The organism is Brevibacterium limosum (assembly GCF_011617705.1).
GTDB classification, from domain to species: Bacteria; Actinomycetota; Actinomycetes; order Actinomycetales; family Brevibacteriaceae; genus Brevibacterium; species Brevibacterium limosum.
In genome coordinates this window covers 1172088-1190709 of record NZ_CP050154.1, presented here as the reverse complement: position 1 = coordinate 1190709, position 18622 = coordinate 1172088, and the positions used below count along the sequence as shown (strand labels likewise).

15 protein-coding genes and 1 pseudogene are annotated in these 18622 nt (G+C 63.0%); 6 read left to right on the top strand and 10 right to left on the bottom strand.

Annotated elements, in window-relative coordinates:
- Window positions 1-4: 4 nt before the first annotated feature.
- Complete coding sequence (locus tag GUY37_RS05310) at window positions 5-553, bottom strand: HD domain-containing protein (protein ID WP_166823122.1); 549 nt, start codon at window positions 551-553, stop codon at window positions 5-7.
- A 171-nt stretch (window positions 554-724) separates the two neighbouring features.
- Here GUY37_RS05310 and GUY37_RS05305 point away from each other — a divergent pair, with 171 nt between their 5' ends.
- Both GUY37_RS05305 and rraA read left to right on the top strand, forming a co-directional pair.
- Window positions 725-1435: a GntR family transcriptional regulator gene (locus tag GUY37_RS05305; RefSeq protein ID WP_166823119.1), complete on the top strand. Its 711-nt coding sequence runs from the start codon at window positions 725-727 to the stop codon at window positions 1433-1435.
- Between the two features lie 36 nt (window positions 1436-1471).
- Complete coding sequence (gene rraA / locus GUY37_RS05300; RefSeq protein WP_166823117.1) at window positions 1472-1975, top strand: ribonuclease E activity regulator RraA; 504 nt, start codon at window positions 1472-1474, stop codon at window positions 1973-1975.
- 495 nt (window positions 1976-2470) lie between these two features.
- Here rraA and GUY37_RS05295 read toward each other — a convergent pair.
- The 9 genes and pseudogenes from GUY37_RS05295 to GUY37_RS05255 all read right to left on the bottom strand — a co-directional run bounded on the left by GUY37_RS05295 (window position 2471) and on the right by GUY37_RS05255 (window position 13055).
- A pseudogene (locus tag GUY37_RS05295) lies at window positions 2471-3673 on the bottom strand (IS110 family RNA-guided transposase).
- A gap of 570 nt (window positions 3674-4243) precedes the next feature.
- Window positions 4244-4888, bottom strand: a complete 645-nt coding sequence (locus GUY37_RS05290) for an AAA family ATPase (RefSeq protein WP_166823114.1) — start codon at window positions 4886-4888, stop codon at window positions 4244-4246.
- 158 nt (window positions 4889-5046) lie between these two features.
- On the bottom strand, window positions 5047-5694 hold the full coding sequence (gene deoC, locus GUY37_RS05285) for a deoxyribose-phosphate aldolase (protein WP_166823111.1): 648 nt from the start codon (window positions 5692-5694) through the stop codon (window positions 5047-5049).
- 134 nt (window positions 5695-5828) lie between these two features.
- Window positions 5829-7118, bottom strand: coding sequence for a thymidine phosphorylase (locus GUY37_RS05280; protein ID WP_166823108.1), 1290 nt, complete (start codon window positions 7116-7118; stop codon window positions 5829-5831).
- 70 nt (window positions 7119-7188) lie between these two features.
- On the bottom strand, window positions 7189-7695 hold the full coding sequence (locus GUY37_RS05275; RefSeq protein WP_166823105.1) for a cytidine deaminase: 507 nt from the start codon (window positions 7693-7695) through the stop codon (window positions 7189-7191).
- A 75-nt stretch (window positions 7696-7770) separates the two neighbouring features.
- A complete protein-coding gene (locus GUY37_RS05270) occupies window positions 7771-9051 on the bottom strand; it encodes an ABC transporter permease (RefSeq protein WP_166823102.1) in 1281 nt (426 codons plus the stop codon).
- A gap of 1 nt (window position 9052) precedes the next feature.
- Window positions 9053-10285: an ABC transporter permease gene (locus GUY37_RS05265; RefSeq protein WP_166823099.1), complete on the bottom strand. Its 1233-nt coding sequence runs from the start codon at window positions 10283-10285 to the stop codon at window positions 9053-9055.
- A complete protein-coding gene (locus GUY37_RS05260; protein ID WP_166823096.1) occupies window positions 10282-11913 on the bottom strand; it encodes an ABC transporter ATP-binding protein in 1632 nt (543 codons plus the stop codon). Before GUY37_RS05260 ends, GUY37_RS05265 begins: the two co-directional genes overlap by 4 nt.
- A 74-nt stretch (window positions 11914-11987) precedes the next feature.
- Entirely contained in the window at window positions 11988-13055 is a 1068-nt protein-coding gene (locus GUY37_RS05255; RefSeq protein ID WP_228278378.1) for a BMP family lipoprotein, read from the bottom strand.
- 337 nt (window positions 13056-13392) lie between these two features.
- On the opposite strand from GUY37_RS05255, the gene GUY37_RS05250 reads away from it, so the two are divergent.
- The 4 genes from GUY37_RS05250 to GUY37_RS05235 all read left to right on the top strand — a co-directional run bounded on the left by GUY37_RS05250 (window position 13393) and on the right by GUY37_RS05235 (window position 18450).
- Window positions 13393-15246 (top strand): ABC-F family ATP-binding cassette domain-containing protein, encoded by a 1854-nt coding sequence (locus GUY37_RS05250; RefSeq protein ID WP_166823093.1) that lies wholly within the window; start codon window positions 13393-13395, stop codon window positions 15244-15246.
- Between the two features lie 107 nt (window positions 15247-15353).
- Window positions 15354-15704, top strand: coding sequence for a TraR/DksA family transcriptional regulator (locus GUY37_RS05245; protein ID WP_166823090.1), 351 nt, complete (start codon window positions 15354-15356; stop codon window positions 15702-15704).
- Window positions 15705-15817: 113 nt separating this feature from the next.
- The gene (locus GUY37_RS05240) at window positions 15818-17188 is read left to right on the top strand and encodes an acyltransferase family protein (protein ID WP_166823086.1); all 1371 of its coding nucleotides are present in this window, start codon (window positions 15818-15820) and stop codon (window positions 17186-17188) included.
- Between the two features lie 212 nt (window positions 17189-17400).
- Window positions 17401-18450, top strand: coding sequence for a homocysteine S-methyltransferase family protein (locus GUY37_RS05235; RefSeq protein WP_166823083.1), 1050 nt, complete (start codon window positions 17401-17403; stop codon window positions 18448-18450).
- Window positions 18451-18622: the final 172 nt, after the last annotated feature.

The following is an 18622-nucleotide window of genomic DNA, read 5'->3' as shown; positions in this document are numbered from 1 at the left end:
GTCCTTATTTGCGCTTACAGAAAAGAGTCAGACCAGCTTCCAGGAGGAGGGCATCTGTGTCAGCGAAGTCGGCGTAGTGCACCAGCACGGCCTCCTGAGTCTGAGGAACAACGCCGGAGAGCGGCGTGTGGGAGATCAGCCCGTGAACGATCTCGTCACTCAGACCGGCCTCTTGTGCCCAATGCGCTGAGAGATAACCGTGCTGGTAGATGTTGCCGATTCGCGACTTTGCATAGCCTGCATCGGTCTTAGTGAACTCGTGGAGTTTGCAGACATCATGCAACAACGCGATGGCAATGACGTCGTCGCGATTCATCGAGATACCGTTATACGCGCGATGCTGGTCGCACAAGCTCATAGCAAAAGACGCCACGGCGCGAGAGTGCATTATCAGGTTATGTACAACTGGCAGGTCGATGCCCTTCGGGCAATCTTCGAGCTTCTCCCACTCGCTGGTTTCCCAAGCCCGTGCCCAGATCTCAATGACAACCAGCTGAAGGGCTTCGTCCTCGATTTCTTCAGCCTCCGGGAATGCCTCGCGGACGATTTTCACTCGTTCGGTCCTCTCCAATGTGGACCCTCCTTGCATAAAGTGTCGCCACTTTGACGACATGAACAAGTAAACACCGTGATTTGCGCTACATCAACCCCCTAAGTGTCGCCATTTGCGTATTGAGCAGCTAATGTATGATCGAGTTCGCTGGCCGACTGCGAAGAGGAGCCCATGACCGCTACAACATTCACGCGGATGCTCACTGATGAGGTGTTGCCCAAACTGCAGAGCCTCACCGACCAGGGTGACCTGGTACGCAACATCGTCACAACGCTCGCACTAGAAATCATCGAGGGCACCATTCCAGTCGGCTTCGAACTCACTTCCGTAGAACTGGGCAAACGCTTCCACACAAGTCGCACCCCTGTGCGCGAAGCCTTAGCGGTCCTATCTCGTGAGGGACTCGTGGAAATCCGTCCTCGTGTGAGGCCACGTGTTTCCCGCCTCTCGCCCAAGGAAGTTCGGGACTTCTATCATGTCCGGGCCACTTTGTATTCGTTAGTATCCCGAGAGATCGTGCGTCATGCTTCGACCGAAGACCTGACAACACTCGAAGGCCCCTTGGAACTCATGCGTTCAGCTGCTGGGGAGGGAAATGTGGACATGTACTTTAGCCAATCCGTACGCTTCCGCCAGCGCGAGGTGGAGCTGGGTAACAATCCTCTAGTCGGCAACATGATCGATTCATTAGGCCTACGTGTACTGCGTGTGCGACGCCGCGGCCTTACTCTTCCTGGCCGCCTAGCGCGCTCATATCAGGACCATCGATCTTTGTACGATGCCTATTTGGAACGCAATGAGACTTTGGCAAGAGCTCTGACAGAATCACTAGTCCTTCGCGCCCTAAAGGCGCTCGAGGAAAACGACTTTGAAGGCATCTAAACCGCTAACTCTCAGCTCGATAGAAGAGGAGTCACCATGCTTCGGAGCACTTCCGATTTATACGATATCTACGGTGAACAGCTGGAGAGTTGCAGCTTGCAGCTGCGCCAGTTCGGGGCTCGCGCACATGTGGCCGGCGAAATCGTCACTTTCCGTTCTTCCGAAGACAACATGCAGGTCAAATCCATTATTCGCGAGGCTGGTAACGGTCGCGTGCTCGTGATTGACACTGCAGGCTCTATGAATGTGGCGATGTTCGGCGATAACATGGCTGCCGTCGCCGCAGAAAACGGATGGGCAGCACTCATCTGCAACGGCGCTGTGCGCGATGTTGACTTACTTGCCGAGATCCCCATCGCTGTCAAAGCGCTTGGAAGCAACCCTCGCCGCAGTCTCAAATCCGGTGACGGTGAGCGCAACGTTTCGTTGTCGTTCGGCGGTGCCACCTTCACGCCCAACCGCCTACTAGTCAGCGACAACGACGGCATCGTGGTCTTACCGGAAGGCACCACGATGACGGACCTCGAAGAGCCAGCATGAACTGACCCATGGAGTAAGACTTAAGCTTGGGTCAATTTCGGTTGCGTACTGGCGTCGGTACTCGAGGCAACCTCTCAACCAGGTGCAGGACTTCTCAGTTCCATTATTTTAAGCGTTCGGCGATCGACAAGCGAGTCGTTGCAAACTCCAGCGCCTGAGCTTGCACCCTCAGCTTGGAATCAATCGTCTCCCGATCAGCACGTGTCAGGCCGTGTTATCGCGCTTAGGTCTTGTTCGCCTCTGCGCCGACCGCCGCGATGATCGTCCGTCGAGCACTGATCAAGTGCTCATCGTTGAGATTGAGGACTCTGTCGATCACGTCGTTGGCACCGCACGGAAGCCCTGCACCGACATCGACCGGACCGGCTGACTGTTGCCAACACAGCCGACTCCCACACTTTCGGATCGCGGAACCGAGCGCAGATGTCCTCGTTATCTTTCGAGGCATCGCAAGTGGTTGGCCCGCCCTTTCTCGGAAGCCCGTTACATTTACTGTCAAGCAGCAACAGGGGTCTTCTCCTCGTAGAAGGCCCCTGTCTTGACCATCGCGAACAGGACATTGAGCCGGCGACGAGCCAGACACATGACCGCAGCATTGTGACGCTTGCCTTCGGCCCGTTTCCAGTCGTAGTAGGCCTTCGATAACGGGTCATGACACGATGCCACCCACGCTGAGTGGAACAACGCGTTCTTTAACCTTTTGTTGCCCGCCCGCGACGGGAACTCGCCCCGAATCGATGTTCCCGACCTCCGCGTCACCGGCACGATCCCGGCATACGCAGCCAGATGACCGACGGTCTTGAACGCAGAGAAATCACCGGCTGCCAGGAGGATCTGGGACGCGGTCTTAACGCCGACTCCCGGCATGGACGTTAAGACCTGAAGAAGAGGGAGCGAATCAGCCAACTCAGTAGCTTCTGCCTCGATCTCGCCCCGCTCAACCTTCAACGCCTTGATCCTGGCGGCATGCCGCGGCACCACCGGCTCCGAGGCCTGACTGCCGGGCACGGTCACCGTCTGCTCGGCCAGAGAGTCGAAGATCGCATCGATCAGCACCGACGGGTCCTTGCGGGTATGGTTACGCGCCCACCGCTTCACCCCTGATTTCCCAGCTGTGCGCAGGCCGGCCGGACCTCGGTACCGAATCAACAGGTCCAACACGATTGTCCTGGTCAGCACGGTTCCCTTGAAGACTCGTTCCAGCGCCGAGTGGATCTGTAACAGTTAGGACCTCAGACGGTTGATCGCTCGCGTAATGTCATGAGCGAGGTCCTCGTCCGTGCCGGCTAAGACATTGAGATTGGCCAAGACATCCGACTCCCGATCCACCGACCTCAAGGTGTGTGGCATCGTGCGCGCAGTGTCGGCGATGATGAACGCGTCCCTGGCACCCGTCTTCGCCTGCCCCGGATACAAGTCAGCAGCCTTGCGCATCGCCAACCCCGGCAGATAAGCGATATCGGCACCGCAATCCCGGGCGACCGCGACGGGTAGCGCCCCGATCGTGTTCGGCTGATCAACGACGACGAGCACACGACCGAACTCATTTTGCAGACTCGTAATCACGTCACGAAGTGCAGTCTCGTCCTGTGCGAGCTCGTGGTCGAAGACCCGCTCACCGGCGGGCCCCAGTCCGCAACCGTGATGACTGGTCTTGCCGACGTCGAGCCCCAACCAGACGTCGTATTCGGTGTTCATGACAGTCCTCCTCGACCATCAGTTCCATGGTCGCAGGTATGTCGTGACACCCGATGCTGGCACCCATGTTACGACGAGACCTCAGACAAAGCTGGGCCGAGTCCCTATCAGCAGTCAACGCATGTCCTGGATTCCTGGCGGCAACACCCCCGGATCATCAATGACAGGGCAAATCAGCCATACCAGGACCAGCGACCAGACCCCGTTCAGGGCCTATCAATAAATATAGGGGCACCCCCCTTACGAACTAGAAGCAGATTCTTCCAGGTCGTACTGGCATCGAGCGTCGACGCCGCGCCACTACAGTAGGCACAGCATTCGGTCCACTCGAGAGCATTCTGAGTATGAAAGTGTTCGATCTTGGTCTGGTGGTCATCGCGGTCAGGATCACGAAGAGCTCGTTCATAGTAGGCACAAGGCCCCTGCTGTTGGACCCACAGCGTTCGCCCAATCTGATCAGAGCCTTTGAGCCCCGCAAAGTCGACCTTCTGGTTCCTCAGCTCTGCACATATTCTCGACGGTGGCGACGGATGGATTCTCAACATCAGTCATCCAAACCATCGAACGCCATCATGGCATCGGCCTCAGCCAGTTTAGGGACGGAAGCAAAACCTCCCAGTTCGGAATCAAGTCTTCGTCAGAGCTCAACCGCCGGGCTCTGGCTCCTTCCCCATTGTCAGCTAATTCCGCATAGCTTTGTAAAGTAGCATTGATGCCCATCGCTGGTTCGGGATCGGTCACCATGACGCTGCTAAGAATGATGTCGCTGCGAAGCCGTTCTGAGAACTCAGCTTCTCTGACGGTCGAGCCATCGAGAATCCGAATGCGCGATGCGTCCACTGTCGACAGGACCTGTGGAAAGTGAGTTGTGACGATCAATTGCACTCGAGGCAACGTCTGTCTGAGTTTGGGTCCTATCTGCTGTTGCCACATCGGATGAAGATGCGAGTCGACTTCATCGATATGCAAAGACTCCGGAAATTGCTGGCTCATCTCAGTTACTGCTTCCTTGGAGTCCAGATCCACCGGAACCTTTCGCGCGTCAGACAGCTGAAAGCCTCTGTTGGGGCCATCGAAATTTGTCAGCACGGTCGACAACATGATTGCCAACCTATCAAGCACAAAAGACTTAAAACTGCCGTTCTTACCGATCACCACGGTGAGTTCCTCGTCAAAATCAATTGACAGCTCATCAAAGCACCTGAAGTTTTTCATGCGCAGACTGTCAACATGCCATTCTCAGGTTCCAAACATGTCTCCAGCCTAGTCGGCGTGGCGGATCTCGAACTGATAATTGCAGAGATAATGCCCAACTACTACCTGACGGCGGCCCTGCAACCTCGCGAGGTTGCAGGGCCGCCGTCAGGTAGTAGTTAGAGGGAGTTGAGGATTGCGGCGCTGCCGGAGAGGCCCAGGCGGGACGCGCCGGCAGCGATCATCTCTTCGGCGGCTTCGGCGGTGCGGATTCCGCCGGAGGCCTTCACTCCCAGGCGGTCGCCCACGGTCTCGCGCATGAGAGACACAGCATGAGCGCTGGCGCCTCCGGCCGGGTGGAAACCGGTCGACGTCTTGACGAATCCGGCTCCTGCGGCCTCCGAGCGGCGGCAGGCCTCGACGATCTGCTCGTCGTTGAGCGCAGCCGATTCGATGATGACCTTGACGAGGGCGTCCCCGCTGGCCTCGACGACGCCGCGGATATCGGCCTCGAGTCCGTCGAAGTCCCCGGCGACGGCCTGTCCGATGTTGATGACCATGTCGACTTCGGCAGCACCGTCGGCGACGGCCTGAGCAGCCTCGGCGGCTTTGATCTCCGGCTTCACCTGGCCGGAGGGGAACCCGACGACGGTCGCCACGACGAGCTCACCCGGATCGGTGATCGGCAGCATGGACGGTGACACGCAGATCGCGAGCACGCCCAGCTCCTTCGCCTCCGCCACGAGGGCATCGACGTCGGCGCGGGTCGCTTCGGGCTTGAGCAGGGTGTGGTCGATGATGTTCGCGACATCGGTGCGGCTGGTCATTCGGTCCTCCAGAAGTGGTCGTGCAAGGTTGCGTGGTCGTGCATGGTTGCGCGTGCAGGTGCCGCGCAGAGTCATCAGGTCCAGCGTAGCGAGGCCAGCGGCCGCGCGGCAGTGCTGAGAGTGTGCGATTCGGCTCAGGTGATCGTGTCGAAGACGATCGATTCCGGCACCGAGGCGGCATCCCCGCCGATCTCGACCGCGGACTCCAACGCCTCGATCGACCTCTCAAAGCGTTCCGGGGTGGCCGTGTGCAGTGTCATGAGCGGCTGACCGGCCGTGACCGTGTCCCCGGGTTTGGCGTGGAGTTCGATTCCGGCCACGTTCTGGACCGGGTCTTCCTTCCGGGCACGTCCTGCACCGAGCCTCCACGAGGCGACTCCCACCGACAGCGCATCGAGTCTCGTTAGCACGCCGGACTCGGTGGCGGTGACGACCTCGGTGTGTTCGGCCACGGGCAGTGCGGCGTCCGGGTCGCCGTTCTGGGCGCGGATCATCTGCCTCCACTTGTCCATCGCCCGCCCATCGCTCAGTGCGGCGCGGACGTCGACATCGGTCTTGCCGGCCAGGCGCAGCATCTCCTCGGCCAGGGCCACGGTGAGGTCGACGACGTCGGTGGGTCCGCCACCGGCGAGGACCTCGACGGATTCGCGGACCTCGAGGGCGTTGCCGACGGTCAGGCCCAAGGGGGTGGACATGTCGGTCAGCAGCGCCGAGGTGTGAACGCCTGCGGTCTTGCCGAGTTCGACCATCGTCCGGGCGAGCTTGCGGGCCTTGGTCAGGTCCTTCATGAACGCACCGGATCCGACCTTGACGTCGAGGACGAGCCCGGCGGTGCCTTCGGCGATCTTCTTCGACATGATCGATGAGGCGATGAGCGGAATGCAGTCGACCGTCGAGGTGATGTCGCGCAGGGCGTAGAGCTTCTTGTCCGCCGGAGCCAGTCCGGTACCGGCCGCACAGATGACGGCGCCGACGTCGTCGAGCTGGTCGACGATCGCCTCGTTGCTCAGTCCCGCCTGCCAGCCGGGAATCGATTCGAGTTTGTCGAGGGTGCCTCCGGTGTGGCCGAGACCGCGACCGGACAGCTGTGGGACGGCGACATCGAAGACCGCGACGAGCGGGGCCAGGGGCAGGGTGATCTTGTCGCCGACTCCCCCGGTCGAATGCTTGTCCGAGGTGGGTCGGGACAGGGACGAGAAGTCCATGCGCTCACCGGAGTCGATCATCGCCTGCGTCCAGTGCGCGATCTCTTCCGGCTCCATTTCGTTGATGAAGATCGCCATGGCCAGGGCCGCCATCTGCTCTTCGGCGACGGCGCCCCGGGTGTAGGCGTCGATGACCCAGTCGATCTGCTCCTTGCTCAGGGCTCGGCCATCGCGCTTGGCGGCGATGACGTCGACGGTGTCGAATGCTTCTGCGCTCACGGTCTCAATCCTTCGTTGTCGTCGCACCGGCTGGCGATTCCCGCACCGGCGGGCCACCTCGGTGAGGGTGTCAGTGCTTCGCGTTGTGGTCGGTCCGGGTCGTGCTCAGGTGATCGGGCCCGAACGCCTCGGGCAGGACCACGGACATCGGGGCTCGCCCGCTGGGCATGTTGAGAATGAGCTCGTTGCCGCCGTGTTCGAACAGCAGCTGTCGGCATCGCCCGCAGGGAACGAGGGTGTTGCCCTCTCCGTCAACGCAGTCGAAGGCGACGAGGCGGCCGCCGCCGGACATGAGCAGATCGGAGACGAGTGAGCATTCGGCGCACAGCGTGACACCGAACGATGCGTTCTCGATGTTGCAGCCGCCGACGAGGCGACCGTCGTCGGCGAGGCCGGCGGCCCCCACGGGGTACGACGAATACGGCACGTAGGCCTTCTTCATCGCCCGCATCGCCTCGGCGCGCAGCAGCTCCCAGGTGCCTTCGCTGAGGTCCTCGGGGCAGACCGGGGTGGGTTCCTCGCTCCAGACCGGTTCGGTCGATTCGTGGGTGGAAGCGTGGGGTTCGGGGACAGTCATGGGGATACCTCTTCCTTCGGGGAGTGACTGTGGGGCGGTCGAGGGGTCGCAGGCGATCCGTCGCCGAGGCGGGGCTCACTTCACGTAGGGCACACCTTCCGCGGCCGGTGGGCGGACCCGACCGACGAAGCCGGCGACGGCGAAGACGGTGACGATATAGGGCAGCATGAGCAGCAGCTCGTTGGCCACGGGGGTGCCTATGGACTGCAGGGTATTGCCGAGGCTCTTGGAGAAGCCGAACAGCAGAGCCGCGAACAGCGCGCCCTTCGGGTTCCATTTGCCCAGGATCATCGCAGCCAGGGCGATATAGCCCTGACCGGCCGACATCTCCTTGCCGAAGGCCAGGCCCGATCCGACGGTGAAGAAGGCACCGCCGAGACCGGCGATGGCACCGGCGAGCAGAGTGTTGCGCACGCGGGTGAAGTTGACCTTGATGCCCACGGTGTCTGCGGCCTTCGGGTGCTCACCGACGGCGCGCATCCGCAGCCCCCACTTCGAGCGGAACACGAAGATCTGCAGGGCGATGACGACGACGTACATGATGTAGACGAGGATGTTCTGGTCGAAGAGCACTCGCCCGAGCACCGGGATGTCGGACAGCAGCGGGATCGGCAGATCCGGCAGCTTCTGTCGGGAGTTCCACAGTCCGGGGTCCTCGGTGAGCACCGTCGAGTAGAGGAAGCTCGTGACGCCGACGACGAGGACGTTGAGAACGACGCCGATGATGATCTGGTTGACCCAGTACTTCACCGCGAAGAAGGTGAGGACGACGGCGACCAGGGCACCGGCCACGGGAGCGGCCAGCAGACCCGCATACGGGTTCTTCACCACCGAGGCGACGACCGCTGCGAGGAAGGCCCCGGCCAGCAGCTGACCTTCGATGGCGATGTTGATGATGCCCGAACGCTCACCGACGAGACCGCACATGGCGCCGAAGATCAGCGGCACGGACAGTGCCAGGGCACCGGCGAGCAGCGTCGTCAGCGGGATCACACCGCCCGATCCGCCGCCGGCCCAGGCGAGGAAGGACAGCACGAAGAGGACGCCGAAGAGCATCGGGAACCAGGAGCCGAGGTCGATGCGCTTGACGCTCAAGCAGACCGACACGGCGGCCATGATGATGAGCAGGATGCCCAGCGTCAGCCCCGCCGCGGTCGAGGACACGGCGAAGTCGGGGATCGCGAAGAAGTCACCCCCGGTGGCGACACGGAAGGTCGTCTCACCGTCACGACCGATGAGGCCGAAGAAGATCAGGGAGACCAAAGCCAGGATCGAGTAGACGATCGGGTACTTCCAGGCGATCGGCGCAAGCGCCTTGGCCTGCGAAGGTGTGTTGTCCACGGTCTGAGCAGTCATCTCAGTCCTCCTTCCGCTTGAGCACCGGTGTGGGCAACCGGAAGATCGACCTCACCAGGGGCGGGGCCGCGATGAGCAGCACGATGACGGACTGGACGACGAGGACGATGTCGATCGGCGTTCCCGTCTGCGACTGCATGAGGTAGCCGCCGGCCTTGAACGCGCCGAAGAGCAGACCGGCGAGGAACGTGCCCAGCGGCTTCGACCGTCCCAGCAGGGCCACGGTGATCGCGTCGAAGCCGATCGATCCGCTGATGCCGCCGGTGAGCTTGAATTCTGTGCCGAGCACCTGTGCGGCGCCGCCGAGCCCGGCCAGGGCACCGGCGACGATCATGACGAGGATCGTCACCTTCGACACGGAGATGCCTGCGGTCCGGGCCGCGTGGGGGTTCGCACCGACTGCCTTGAACTCGAAGCCGACGGTCGAGCGCTCGAGCAGCCACCAGACGAAGATCGTGGCGAGGATCGCGATGATGAAACCGAAGTGGAGGCGGAACGGCGCAGGCAGGAGCAGGAACATCTGCGACGAGTCGTCGATGACACGCGACTGCGGGTTCGCCGAGGTCGTGTGCGTGAACCAGTTCTGCTTGAGCAGGTAGCCCAGCGCGTAGCCGGCGATCGAGTTGAGCATGATCGTCACGATCACCTCGTTGGCACCGGTCCGGGCCTTGAGGACACCGGCGATCCCGGCCCAGATCGCACCCCCGACGATGCCGCCGACGGCCGCGATGAGCATGTGCACGACCGGGGGCAGGGACATCGCGTAGCCGAGGAATCCGGCGATGGTCGCGCCGAGGATGACCTGGCCCTGACCGCCGATGTTGAACAGACCGCAGCGGAAGGCCAGAGCGATGCCGAGACCGGTGAGGATGAGCGGGGTGCCCGAGACCATCGACTCGGTCAGCGGACGGATGGCACGTTCGGTGGTGCGTGCCTCCCAGTCGAAGACCGCTCCGCGGAACAGCGCCGAATACGCGTTGCCGACGGTCTGGAAGAGAGTGGAGAAGAATTCGCCGGGAGCGGCGAAGAAGTTCTCGGCCGCGGCCACGACCTCGGCGTTCGACACGGCGATGAGGACACCGCCGAGCAACAGGGCGAGCACGATCGCCAGCAGCGAGACGAGCCAGGACCCCGAGAGGATCTGCTGCAGCAGAGTCTGTTCCTTGCCGTCCGCGGCCTCGGACTCCGGCGGCGGTGCCGCCGAGGGGGCCGCCGGTGAGATATCAGTCGTCATTTGGTCTCCTCCGCCGAGGTGGTGGCTGAGTCGTCATCATCGGCCGAGGCGGCGGCCGGTTCCGCATCGTCGGCAGGGTTCTCAGCACCGTCGGTGCTCGCTCCGCCTGCCGTCGCTTCGAGGGCTTCGTCGGCGGGAACGCCGGCCATCATCAGGCCCAGTGCCTCACGAGAGGTCTCGGGCCCCACGATGCCGACGATGCGCCCGGCATACATCACGGCGATGCGGTCGGCGAGTCCGTAGACCTCGTCGAGTTCGGTCGAGACGATGATGCAGGGGGTGCCCGAATCGCGTTCGGCGATGACGCGCTTGTGCACGAATTCGATCGATCCGACGTCGAGGCCGCGGGTGGGCTGACTGGCGATGAACAGACGCAGATCGCGACCGAGTTCGCGGGACAGCACCACTTTCTGCTGGTTGCCGCCGGACAGGGTCGAGATCGGATCGGCGACGCTGCCGAGGCGGATGTCGAATTCCTCGACCTTCTTCTTCGCCTCTTCGGTGATGACCTTCGACCGCATATTCAGCCCCTTGGCATAGGGTTCGCGGTCGTAGACGTCGAGGATCATGTTCTCGCGGATCGCGAATTCCGCGATGATGCCGTCGGTCGACCGATCCTCGGGAACGAAGCCGACACCGGCACCGAGGCGGTCCTTGACCGAGTTCCCGACGAGCTTCTTCCCGTCGAGGATGATCGTGCCCAGCCGAGGTTCGGTCAGCCCGATGATCGTCTCCGCCAGTTCCGTCTGCCCGTTTCCCTGGACGCCGGCGACGGCGAGGATCTCCCCGCGGCGGACGTCGAAGGACACATCGTCGACGACGACGTTCTCGGCCTTGTCGACGACGGTGAGGCCGCGGACCTGGAAGGTCGCATCGCCGGGGTCGGCGGCGTCCTTGTCCGTCGTCAGCGACACGGCGCGGCCGACCATCTGGCTGGCCAACTCGGTCTCGGTCGAGTCCGGGGAGGCCTCGCCGACGATCTTGCCGCGGCGGATGACAGTGATCGCATCGGCGATCGCGCGGACCTCACGGAGTTTGTGGGTGATGAACACGATCGAGGTGCCCTGCTCCTTGAGCTGGCGCATGATCGAGATCAGCTCGTCGGTCTCCTGCGGGGTCAGCACGGCCGTGGGCTCGTCGAGGATGAGGATCTCGGCGTCCCGGGACAGGGCCTTGATGATCTCCACGCGCTGCTGTGCGCCGACCGGCAGATCCTCGATGAGGACGTCGGGATCGATATTGAAGTTGAAGCGCGACGAGATCTCGATGACCTTCTTCCGCGCCTCGGCGATGTCGAGGAGTCCGAGGCTCTTCGTCGGCTCGTAACCCAGAGCCACGGATTCGGCGACGGTGAACACGGGCACGAGCATGAAATGCTGGTGGACCATGCCGATTCCGGCTGCCACGGCATCGCCCGGGCCGGAGAACTTCACCGGCTCGTCGTCGATGAGGATCTCTCCCCCATCGGCGTCGTAGAGCCCGTAGAGGACATTCATCATGGTGGATTTGCCCGCGCCGTTCTCACCCAGCAGGGCATGGATCTCGCCCGGCTGAATGGTGAGATCGATGTGGTCATTGGCCACAAACGATCCGAACACCTTGGTCATCCCGCGAAGCTCGAGTTTCACTGCTTCCGGTTCTCCTCACAAACTTGAAAACTGCAGGGCCGAAGGAACTCGGCCCTGCAGTTTAACCGACGAGCTTACTTCGGCGTGCTCTCCGACTCGACGACGAGGCTGCCGTCGACGATCTGCTTCTTCAGCTCCTCGACCTTCTTCTTCACGTCTTCGGGAACCTTGTCCTCGAAGTCGTGGTACGGGGCGAGGCCCACACCTTCGTTCTCGAGCGTGCCGACGTAGGGCTCGTTCGAGAACTTGTCCTCGGTGCCTTCCTTGATGGTGTCCTCCACGGCCTGCGAGATCTGCTTGACCACCGAGGTCAGGATGATGTCGCCGTATTCGGTCGACTCGTAGCCGTCGGAGTCGACCCACACGAGGTTGACGTCGCCGGCTTCCTTCGCGGCCGCTGCGGCACCGAGGCCGACGGGTCCGGCGACGGGCATGATGACGTCGGCGCCCTGCGAGATGAGCTGCTTGGTCAGCTCCTGGCCCTGGCCCTGGTTCTCGAAGTCACCGGAGAACGATCCGTCCTGCTTCTCCTTGTTCCAGCCGAGCAGCTTGACGTCCTTCTTGTTGTCCTCGTTGAACTTGTCCACACCGTCGGCGAAACCGTCCATGAAGATCGTCACCGACGGAATCTGGATACCGCCGAAGGTGCCGACCTTGCCGGACTCCGAGGTGGCGGCCGCAACATAGCCGGCCAGGTACGCGGCCTCGGCGGTGTTGAAGACGACTGCCTTGGCGTTGTCGATCGTCACGGGCTTGCCGTCGGCGTCGGAGAATGTGGAGTCGATGAGCGCGAAGTTGAGGTCCGGGTTCGCTTCGGCGGCTTCCTGGATCGTGTCCTCGAGGAGGAATCCGACGCCGAAGGTGAGGTTGCAGCCCTGCTGCACCATATTGTCGACGTTCGGTCCGAAGTCCGCGTCGCCCTGGGACTCGGCGAGCTTCTCTTCGATGCCGAGGTTCTTCTTCGCGTTCTCCATGCCTTCCCGACCGGACTGGTTGAACGACTGGTCGTCCCACCCGCCGGAGTCGGAGACCATACAGGCGAGGTAGTCCGAACCGGATTCGCCTCCTTCGCCTGAACCGCAGGCCGAGAGGACGAGGGCGGATGCGGCGATCATCGACACCGCTGAAGCGAGCTTCTTCACGTTTTCTCTTTTCTGATACAGACAGCGCACACGGATGGGGGCCCTGTCTGCCCTTACCGAAGATGTGAAACCACTGGACGAACTGTCATATTTTGGTGAGTTTCCGTCAGTCTAATGCACCGAAGTCATTTCGATAGGCCCGTTATCAGCTCAATTGCGGACACCGATATGAAAAAGAAATATTCCGTCATGCACAGTCGATATCGGTCCGCAATGCGAACGCGAGATCCTCCATCTTTGAGACAGCTGAGCGAGGTGTGGAGGCAGTCGACCGACGCATGGGCAGACGCATGGCAGGAGCAGTGACCCATCCGCCGTGAACTAGGCTAGGGGTGCTATGGCACATCTCCTCGGGGCAGAGGCCCTCCATCTCGAATACCCCACTCGCGTCGTCTTCGACTCCGTCACCCTCGGTGTCGAGTCCGGCGACATGATCGGCATCGTCGGCCGCAACGGCGACGGCAAATCGAGTCTGCTCGGCATGCTCGCCGGCACCATCGAACCCGATTCCGGGCGGGTGACCTACCGCGGAGGTCTGCGCCTGGGCATGCTCGGCCAACGCGATGACCTCGATGACGAGGCCACTGTCGGATTCTCCGTCGTCGGTGATGCCGCCGACCACGAATGGGCCGCCGACCCGCAGGCGCGTGACATCATCTCCGGTCTCATCGCCGATCTCGATTGGGGTGCGCAGATCTCCTCGCTCTCCGGCGGTCAGCGCCGCCGGGTGGCCCTGGCCGCTCTGCTCATCGGCGATTGGGACCTGCTCATCCTCGACGAGCCCACGAACCACCTCGACGTCGACGGCATCGCCTGGTTGGCGAAGCACGTGCGCAGCCGGTGGCCGAAGAACGCCGGAGCCCTGCTGCTGGTCACCCACGACCGGTGGTTCCTCGACGAGGTGTGCACGAAGACCTGGGAGGTCCACGACCGCATCGTCGAACCCTTCGAAGGCGGCTATGCCGCCTATGTTCTGCAGCGGGTCGAACGTGACCGCATCGCTGCCGCCACCGAGGCGAAGCGACAGAATCTCATGCGCAAGGAACTCGCGTGGCTGCGGCGGGGCGCTCCCGCCCGGACGTCGAAGCCGAAGTTCCGCATCGAGGCGGCCAACCAGCTCATCGCCGACGTGCCGGAGGTGCGCAACCCGATCGAGCTGAAGAAGATGGCCACGGCCCGCCTGGGCAAGGACGTCGTCGACCTGCTCGATGTGTCCAAGCACTTCGGTGAGACCACGATCCTCAAAGATGTCACCTGGCGCATCGGTCCCGGTGAGCGCACCGGAATCCTCGGCCCCAACGGTGCCGGGAAGTCGACCCTGCTCGGTCTGGTCTCTGGAGAGATCGAACCCGATGCCGGTCGGGTCAAGCGCGGCAAGACGGTGCAGATCGGTGTGCTCGATCAGCAGTTCAAGGATCTGGCCCGGATCGCCGATTCGCGCGTGCGCGAGGTCCTCGCCGAATCGAAGACCTCGTTCACCATCGAAGGCAAGGACTTCACTCCGGCTCAGCTGCTCGAACGCCTCGGCTTCGCGAAGGAGCACCTGTCCGCCCGGGTCAAGGAGCTCTCCGGCGGGCAGAAGCGCCGGCTCCAGCTTCTGCTGCTGCTCATGGCCGAGCCCAATGTCATCATCCTCGATGAGCCGACCAACGACGTCGACTCGGACATGCTCGCGGCGATGGAGGACCTCCTCGACTCCTGGCCGGGCACTCTCATCGTCGTCTCCCACGACCGATACCTCCTGGAGCGCGTCACCGATCAGCAGTACGCGATCCTCGACAACCGACTGCGCCATGTTCCCGGCGGCGTCGAAGAGTACCTGCGGCTGCGCGCCGAACAGGAACGCCGAGGCTCTGCCGGTTCGAATAAGACCGCCGGTTCGAACGGGGCCACGGCGGGAGCCGGCGGGAACGATTCCGGTGGGGCCGCCTCGGCGAGCGAGGGATCGGAAACGGCCGCGAAGCTCACCGGCGCGGAAGCCCGCGCGGCGAAGAAGGAAGTGTCCTCGATCGAACGTCGGATGGACAAGCTCAATTCTCAGATCGCGAAGAAGCACGAGGAGATGGCCGCTCACGACCAGACCGACTTCGAAGGACTCGCCACGCTCACGGCCGCGATCCGTGAGTACCAGGACGAACTCGACGAACTCGAGATGCGCTGGCTCGAGGCGTCCGAGGCACTCGAGGCCTGAGCTTTCGAGGCCTGAGCTTTCGAGGCCCGAGCGCTCGCGACCTGAACGTTCGGGGCCTTCACTAGAGGCCACCGGCGACACAGCCGGAAGGAATCGAGGAGACGACGATGATCGACGAAGCGAAGATGAGAGACCTGCTCGAGGGGGAGCGGGCGGATGCGCAGGCGCTCATCGCCCGCCTGACCCAGGGCATCGACGAGGTCTCGGCCGCTCGCGAGGGTGACAACAGTGACGACGAACATGATCCGGAAGGCGCGACGCTCGCCTTCGAACGGTCGCAGGCCGCGACCCTGCTCGAACAGTCCGAGAACCGACTCACAGAGATCGCCGAGGCGGTCGACCGCCTCGCCGCGGGAACGTTCGGAACCTGCATCGACTGCGGCAAGCCCATCGCCGAGGCGCGGCTGGAGGCCCGTCCCTACGCGGCGAAATGCGTGGACTGCGCCGCCCGCGGTTAAGCATCCACAACCCCGTTCCCACGCGCGAGTACACGGTCGTACGGGACCGTTCGGCCGCCTCGGCGACGGTCTGAACTTTCCCCAAAGCCTGCCGGGTGCGGTAGTGTATCGGCGTGTCATCACGGGACTATCGCATCGACCGCGCCAAGGGAATACTCATCTTCCTGGTGGTTCTGGGCCACCTTCTCGCTCGGACCTCTCCCTGGGAGTCGCCGATCCTGGGCGCACCGATGTACTTCATCTACATGTTCCATATGCCGGCGTTCGTCTTCCTCGCCGGCATCACGGCGAAGTCGAACAAACTGGCCGAGCGGGTCCTGACCTACTTCGTCCTCCTGGCCACAGTGCTGCCGCTCATGTGGGGATGGATGTGGCTCTTCGGACTCAATCCCGACTACGACTTCCTCAGACCGTTCTGGTACACGTGGTTCCTGCTGTCGATGGCGTGGTGGATGATCACGGTCCCCTTCATCGAGCGCTTCCCGCGCACGATGCTCGTCGCCTCGCTCGTCGCCGGGCTCTTCGGCGGAATACTGCCGATCCTCGACACCGAACTCTCCGCCGCTCGGACGCTGGCGTTCTGGCCGTTCTTCGTCATCGGCAAGCTCTACGGCAAGCAGATCATCGGCTGGGCCGGCAGTCTTGCGATCTGGCAGAAGCTCTGCCTCAGCGCCGCTGCCCTCGGCGCCGTCGGATACTTCTATCTCGACGAAGTCGATCACAACTGGCTCTTCGGCAGCCTCAACTTCGCCCACTTCGACGTCAGCGTCCCCGAAGGTGTGGGACTGCGCCTCATCGTGGACATCGGAGCGGTGCTGCTGACACTGGCCCTGCTGTCGTGGCTGAGCAACACGAAGGACACGCTCGCGAAGATCGGCAAGAACAGCCTCGCCGTCTACATCCTCCACGGTTTCGTCGTCCGCGGTCTGCAGCCGGTGCTCGACGACAGCCGCAACGTCCTCCACGATGCCGTCGTCCTCCTCATCTGTGTAGCCCTGGCCGTGGCGTGGACCGGCCTTCTGGCTTGGTCGCCCTTCGAACGTGCCCTGCGCTGGTGGTCCTCGACCGTCACGGGCCTCCTGCTCAAGCCGTTCCCGTTCCTGCGACCGGAGGATTCCGACCGTCGCGGCCGGCGTGGTCGTCGTCGGGACGTCGACGCCCATGCCGCCTATCCCGGCGACACTCATCATCCCGGCAACGCCTACAGCGAAGGCGACGGACCGGACCGGCAGGGACTGGGCCTGCAGCCGCTGCCCGGTGTCGGCTACCAACACTCCCCCGGCTACGAACAGCAGCCCGGTCAGCAGCAGTCCTTCGCCTCCCCCGCACCTGCCACGGGTGGCCCGTTCCCACTGCCCGGTTCGCACGAGGTTCCGCAGAACAACGCCACCTATGAACCGACTCAGGAAGTGCCCGCCGGTGCCGCCCAACGGGCGGTGCGCTACCGCCGGCTGCCGGTGTACCTCAGCGGCGACGACCACTGACGGTCGGGCCGCCTCGACGGACCCTGTCACCTACCGGAACCCTGCGTTGCTTGCTCTTCGTCGGGCCGCCTCGGCGAGGGTCGTGTCATTTCATGGCGATCGGCGTCGTTTTATGTCGATGTGACGCTCCTCGCTCCCCCGTTTGATGGTGTGATACCGGAGTTCGGGCCGCTCGCCCGGGCTCGACCACATCATCGAATCGGAGAGCATCCATGACCGCGACCAACGCCCTGACCCAACGCCTCGACGCCGGCCCCGTGATCTGCGCGGAAGGTTTCCTGTTCGAGCTCGAGAAGCGCGGATATCTGTCCGCCGGCGAGTTCGTCCCCGAGGTGGCCCTCGAATTCCCCGACGCCCTGCGTTCCCTCCACGTCGACTTCCAGCGGGCCGGTTCCGACATCGTCGAGGCGTTCACCTACAACGGACACCGTGAGAAGATGCGCGTGATCGGCAAGGAGGACCTGCTCGAGCCGCTCAACCGCGCCGCCTTGCAGATCGCCCGGTCCGTTGCCGACGCCAAGCCCGGGAACTTCATGGCCGGCAACATCTCGAACTCGAACATCTGGGATCCCGCCGATGAGTCCAAGCAGGCCGAGGTGCGGGCCATGTTCGCCGAGATGGTGGCCTGGGCGGTTGAGGAAGGTGCCGACCTCATCATCGGCGAGACCTTCTACTTCGCCGGTGAGGCCATCGCCGCGGCCGAGGTCGCCAAGGCCAGCGGCCTGCCCGTCGTCCTCACGCTTGCGCCCATGGGCTTCCAGGAGATGGCCGACGGGGTCGGGATCGTCGAGACTGCGCAGCGTCTCGAACAGCTCGGCGTCGATGTCGTCGGCCTCAACTGCTTCCGCGGACCGGCGACGATGCTGCCGTGGCTGAAGGAGATCCGCGCGGCCGTGTCCTGTCACGTCGGCGCCCTGCCGATCCCCTACCGCACCACGGAGACCGAGCCGACGTTCTTCAACCTCTCCGACCCCCGCGCCGAGGTGGCCTCCCCGCACGGACGCACGTTCCCCACCGCTCTCGATCCCCTGCAGAGCAACCGCTACGAGATCGGTTCGTTCGCCAAGGAGGCCTTCGACCTGGGCGTCAACTACATCGGCGTGTGCTGCGGCGCGACCCCGATGCACATCCGCGAAGTCGCCGAGGCGGTCGGGCTGACGACCGATGCCAGCCGGTTCTCCGAGAACATGGCCAACCACTTCATGTACGGCAGCAACGAACGGCTCGCCGACAACGTCGTCGCCCTCGGAGACACCGCCTGAGTCCAGCCGAGAAGACGGTGCGCGGCTGTTCTCGCACGCCTCGGGAAAAGTCTAGGGACCGCGAGGCACGAGCCGGTCGCCGACAGTGTGCATTGTTGGGTCGATCCGCGGTGTTCTGACCTCGAAAACCACCGGGGATCGACCCAACAATTCAGGCACAAGCGCCGCGCGA

Excerpts from the sequence above, each read along its gene's own strand:
- GUY37_RS05305 (WP_166823119.1), top strand. The coding sequence starts at position 725 with ATGACCGCTACAACATTCACGCGGATGCTCACTGATGAGGTGTTGCCC.
- rraA (WP_166823117.1), top strand. The coding sequence starts at position 1,472 with ATGCTTCGGAGCACTTCCGATTTATACGATATCTACGGTGAACAGCTG.
- GUY37_RS05290 (WP_166823114.1), bottom strand. The coding sequence starts at position 4,888 with ATGAAAAACTTCAGGTGCTTTGATGAGCTGTCAATTGATTTTGACGAG.
- deoC (WP_166823111.1), bottom strand. The coding sequence starts at position 5,694 with ATGACCAGCCGCACCGATGTCGCGAACATCATCGACCACACCCTGCTC.
- GUY37_RS05275 (WP_166823105.1), bottom strand. The coding sequence starts at position 7,695 with ATGACTGTCCCCGAACCCCACGCTTCCACCCACGAATCGACCGAACCG.
- GUY37_RS05270 (WP_166823102.1), bottom strand. The coding sequence starts at position 9,051 with ATGACTGCTCAGACCGTGGACAACACACCTTCGCAGGCCAAGGCGCTT.
- GUY37_RS05265 (WP_166823099.1), bottom strand. The coding sequence starts at position 10,285 with ATGACGACTGATATCTCACCGGCGGCCCCCTCGGCGGCACCGCCGCCG.
- GUY37_RS05250 (WP_166823093.1), top strand. The coding sequence starts at position 13,393 with ATGGCACATCTCCTCGGGGCAGAGGCCCTCCATCTCGAATACCCCACT.
- GUY37_RS05245 (WP_166823090.1), top strand. The coding sequence starts at position 15,354 with ATGATCGACGAAGCGAAGATGAGAGACCTGCTCGAGGGGGAGCGGGCG.
- GUY37_RS05235 (WP_166823083.1), top strand. The coding sequence starts at position 17,401 with ATGACCGCGACCAACGCCCTGACCCAACGCCTCGACGCCGGCCCCGTG.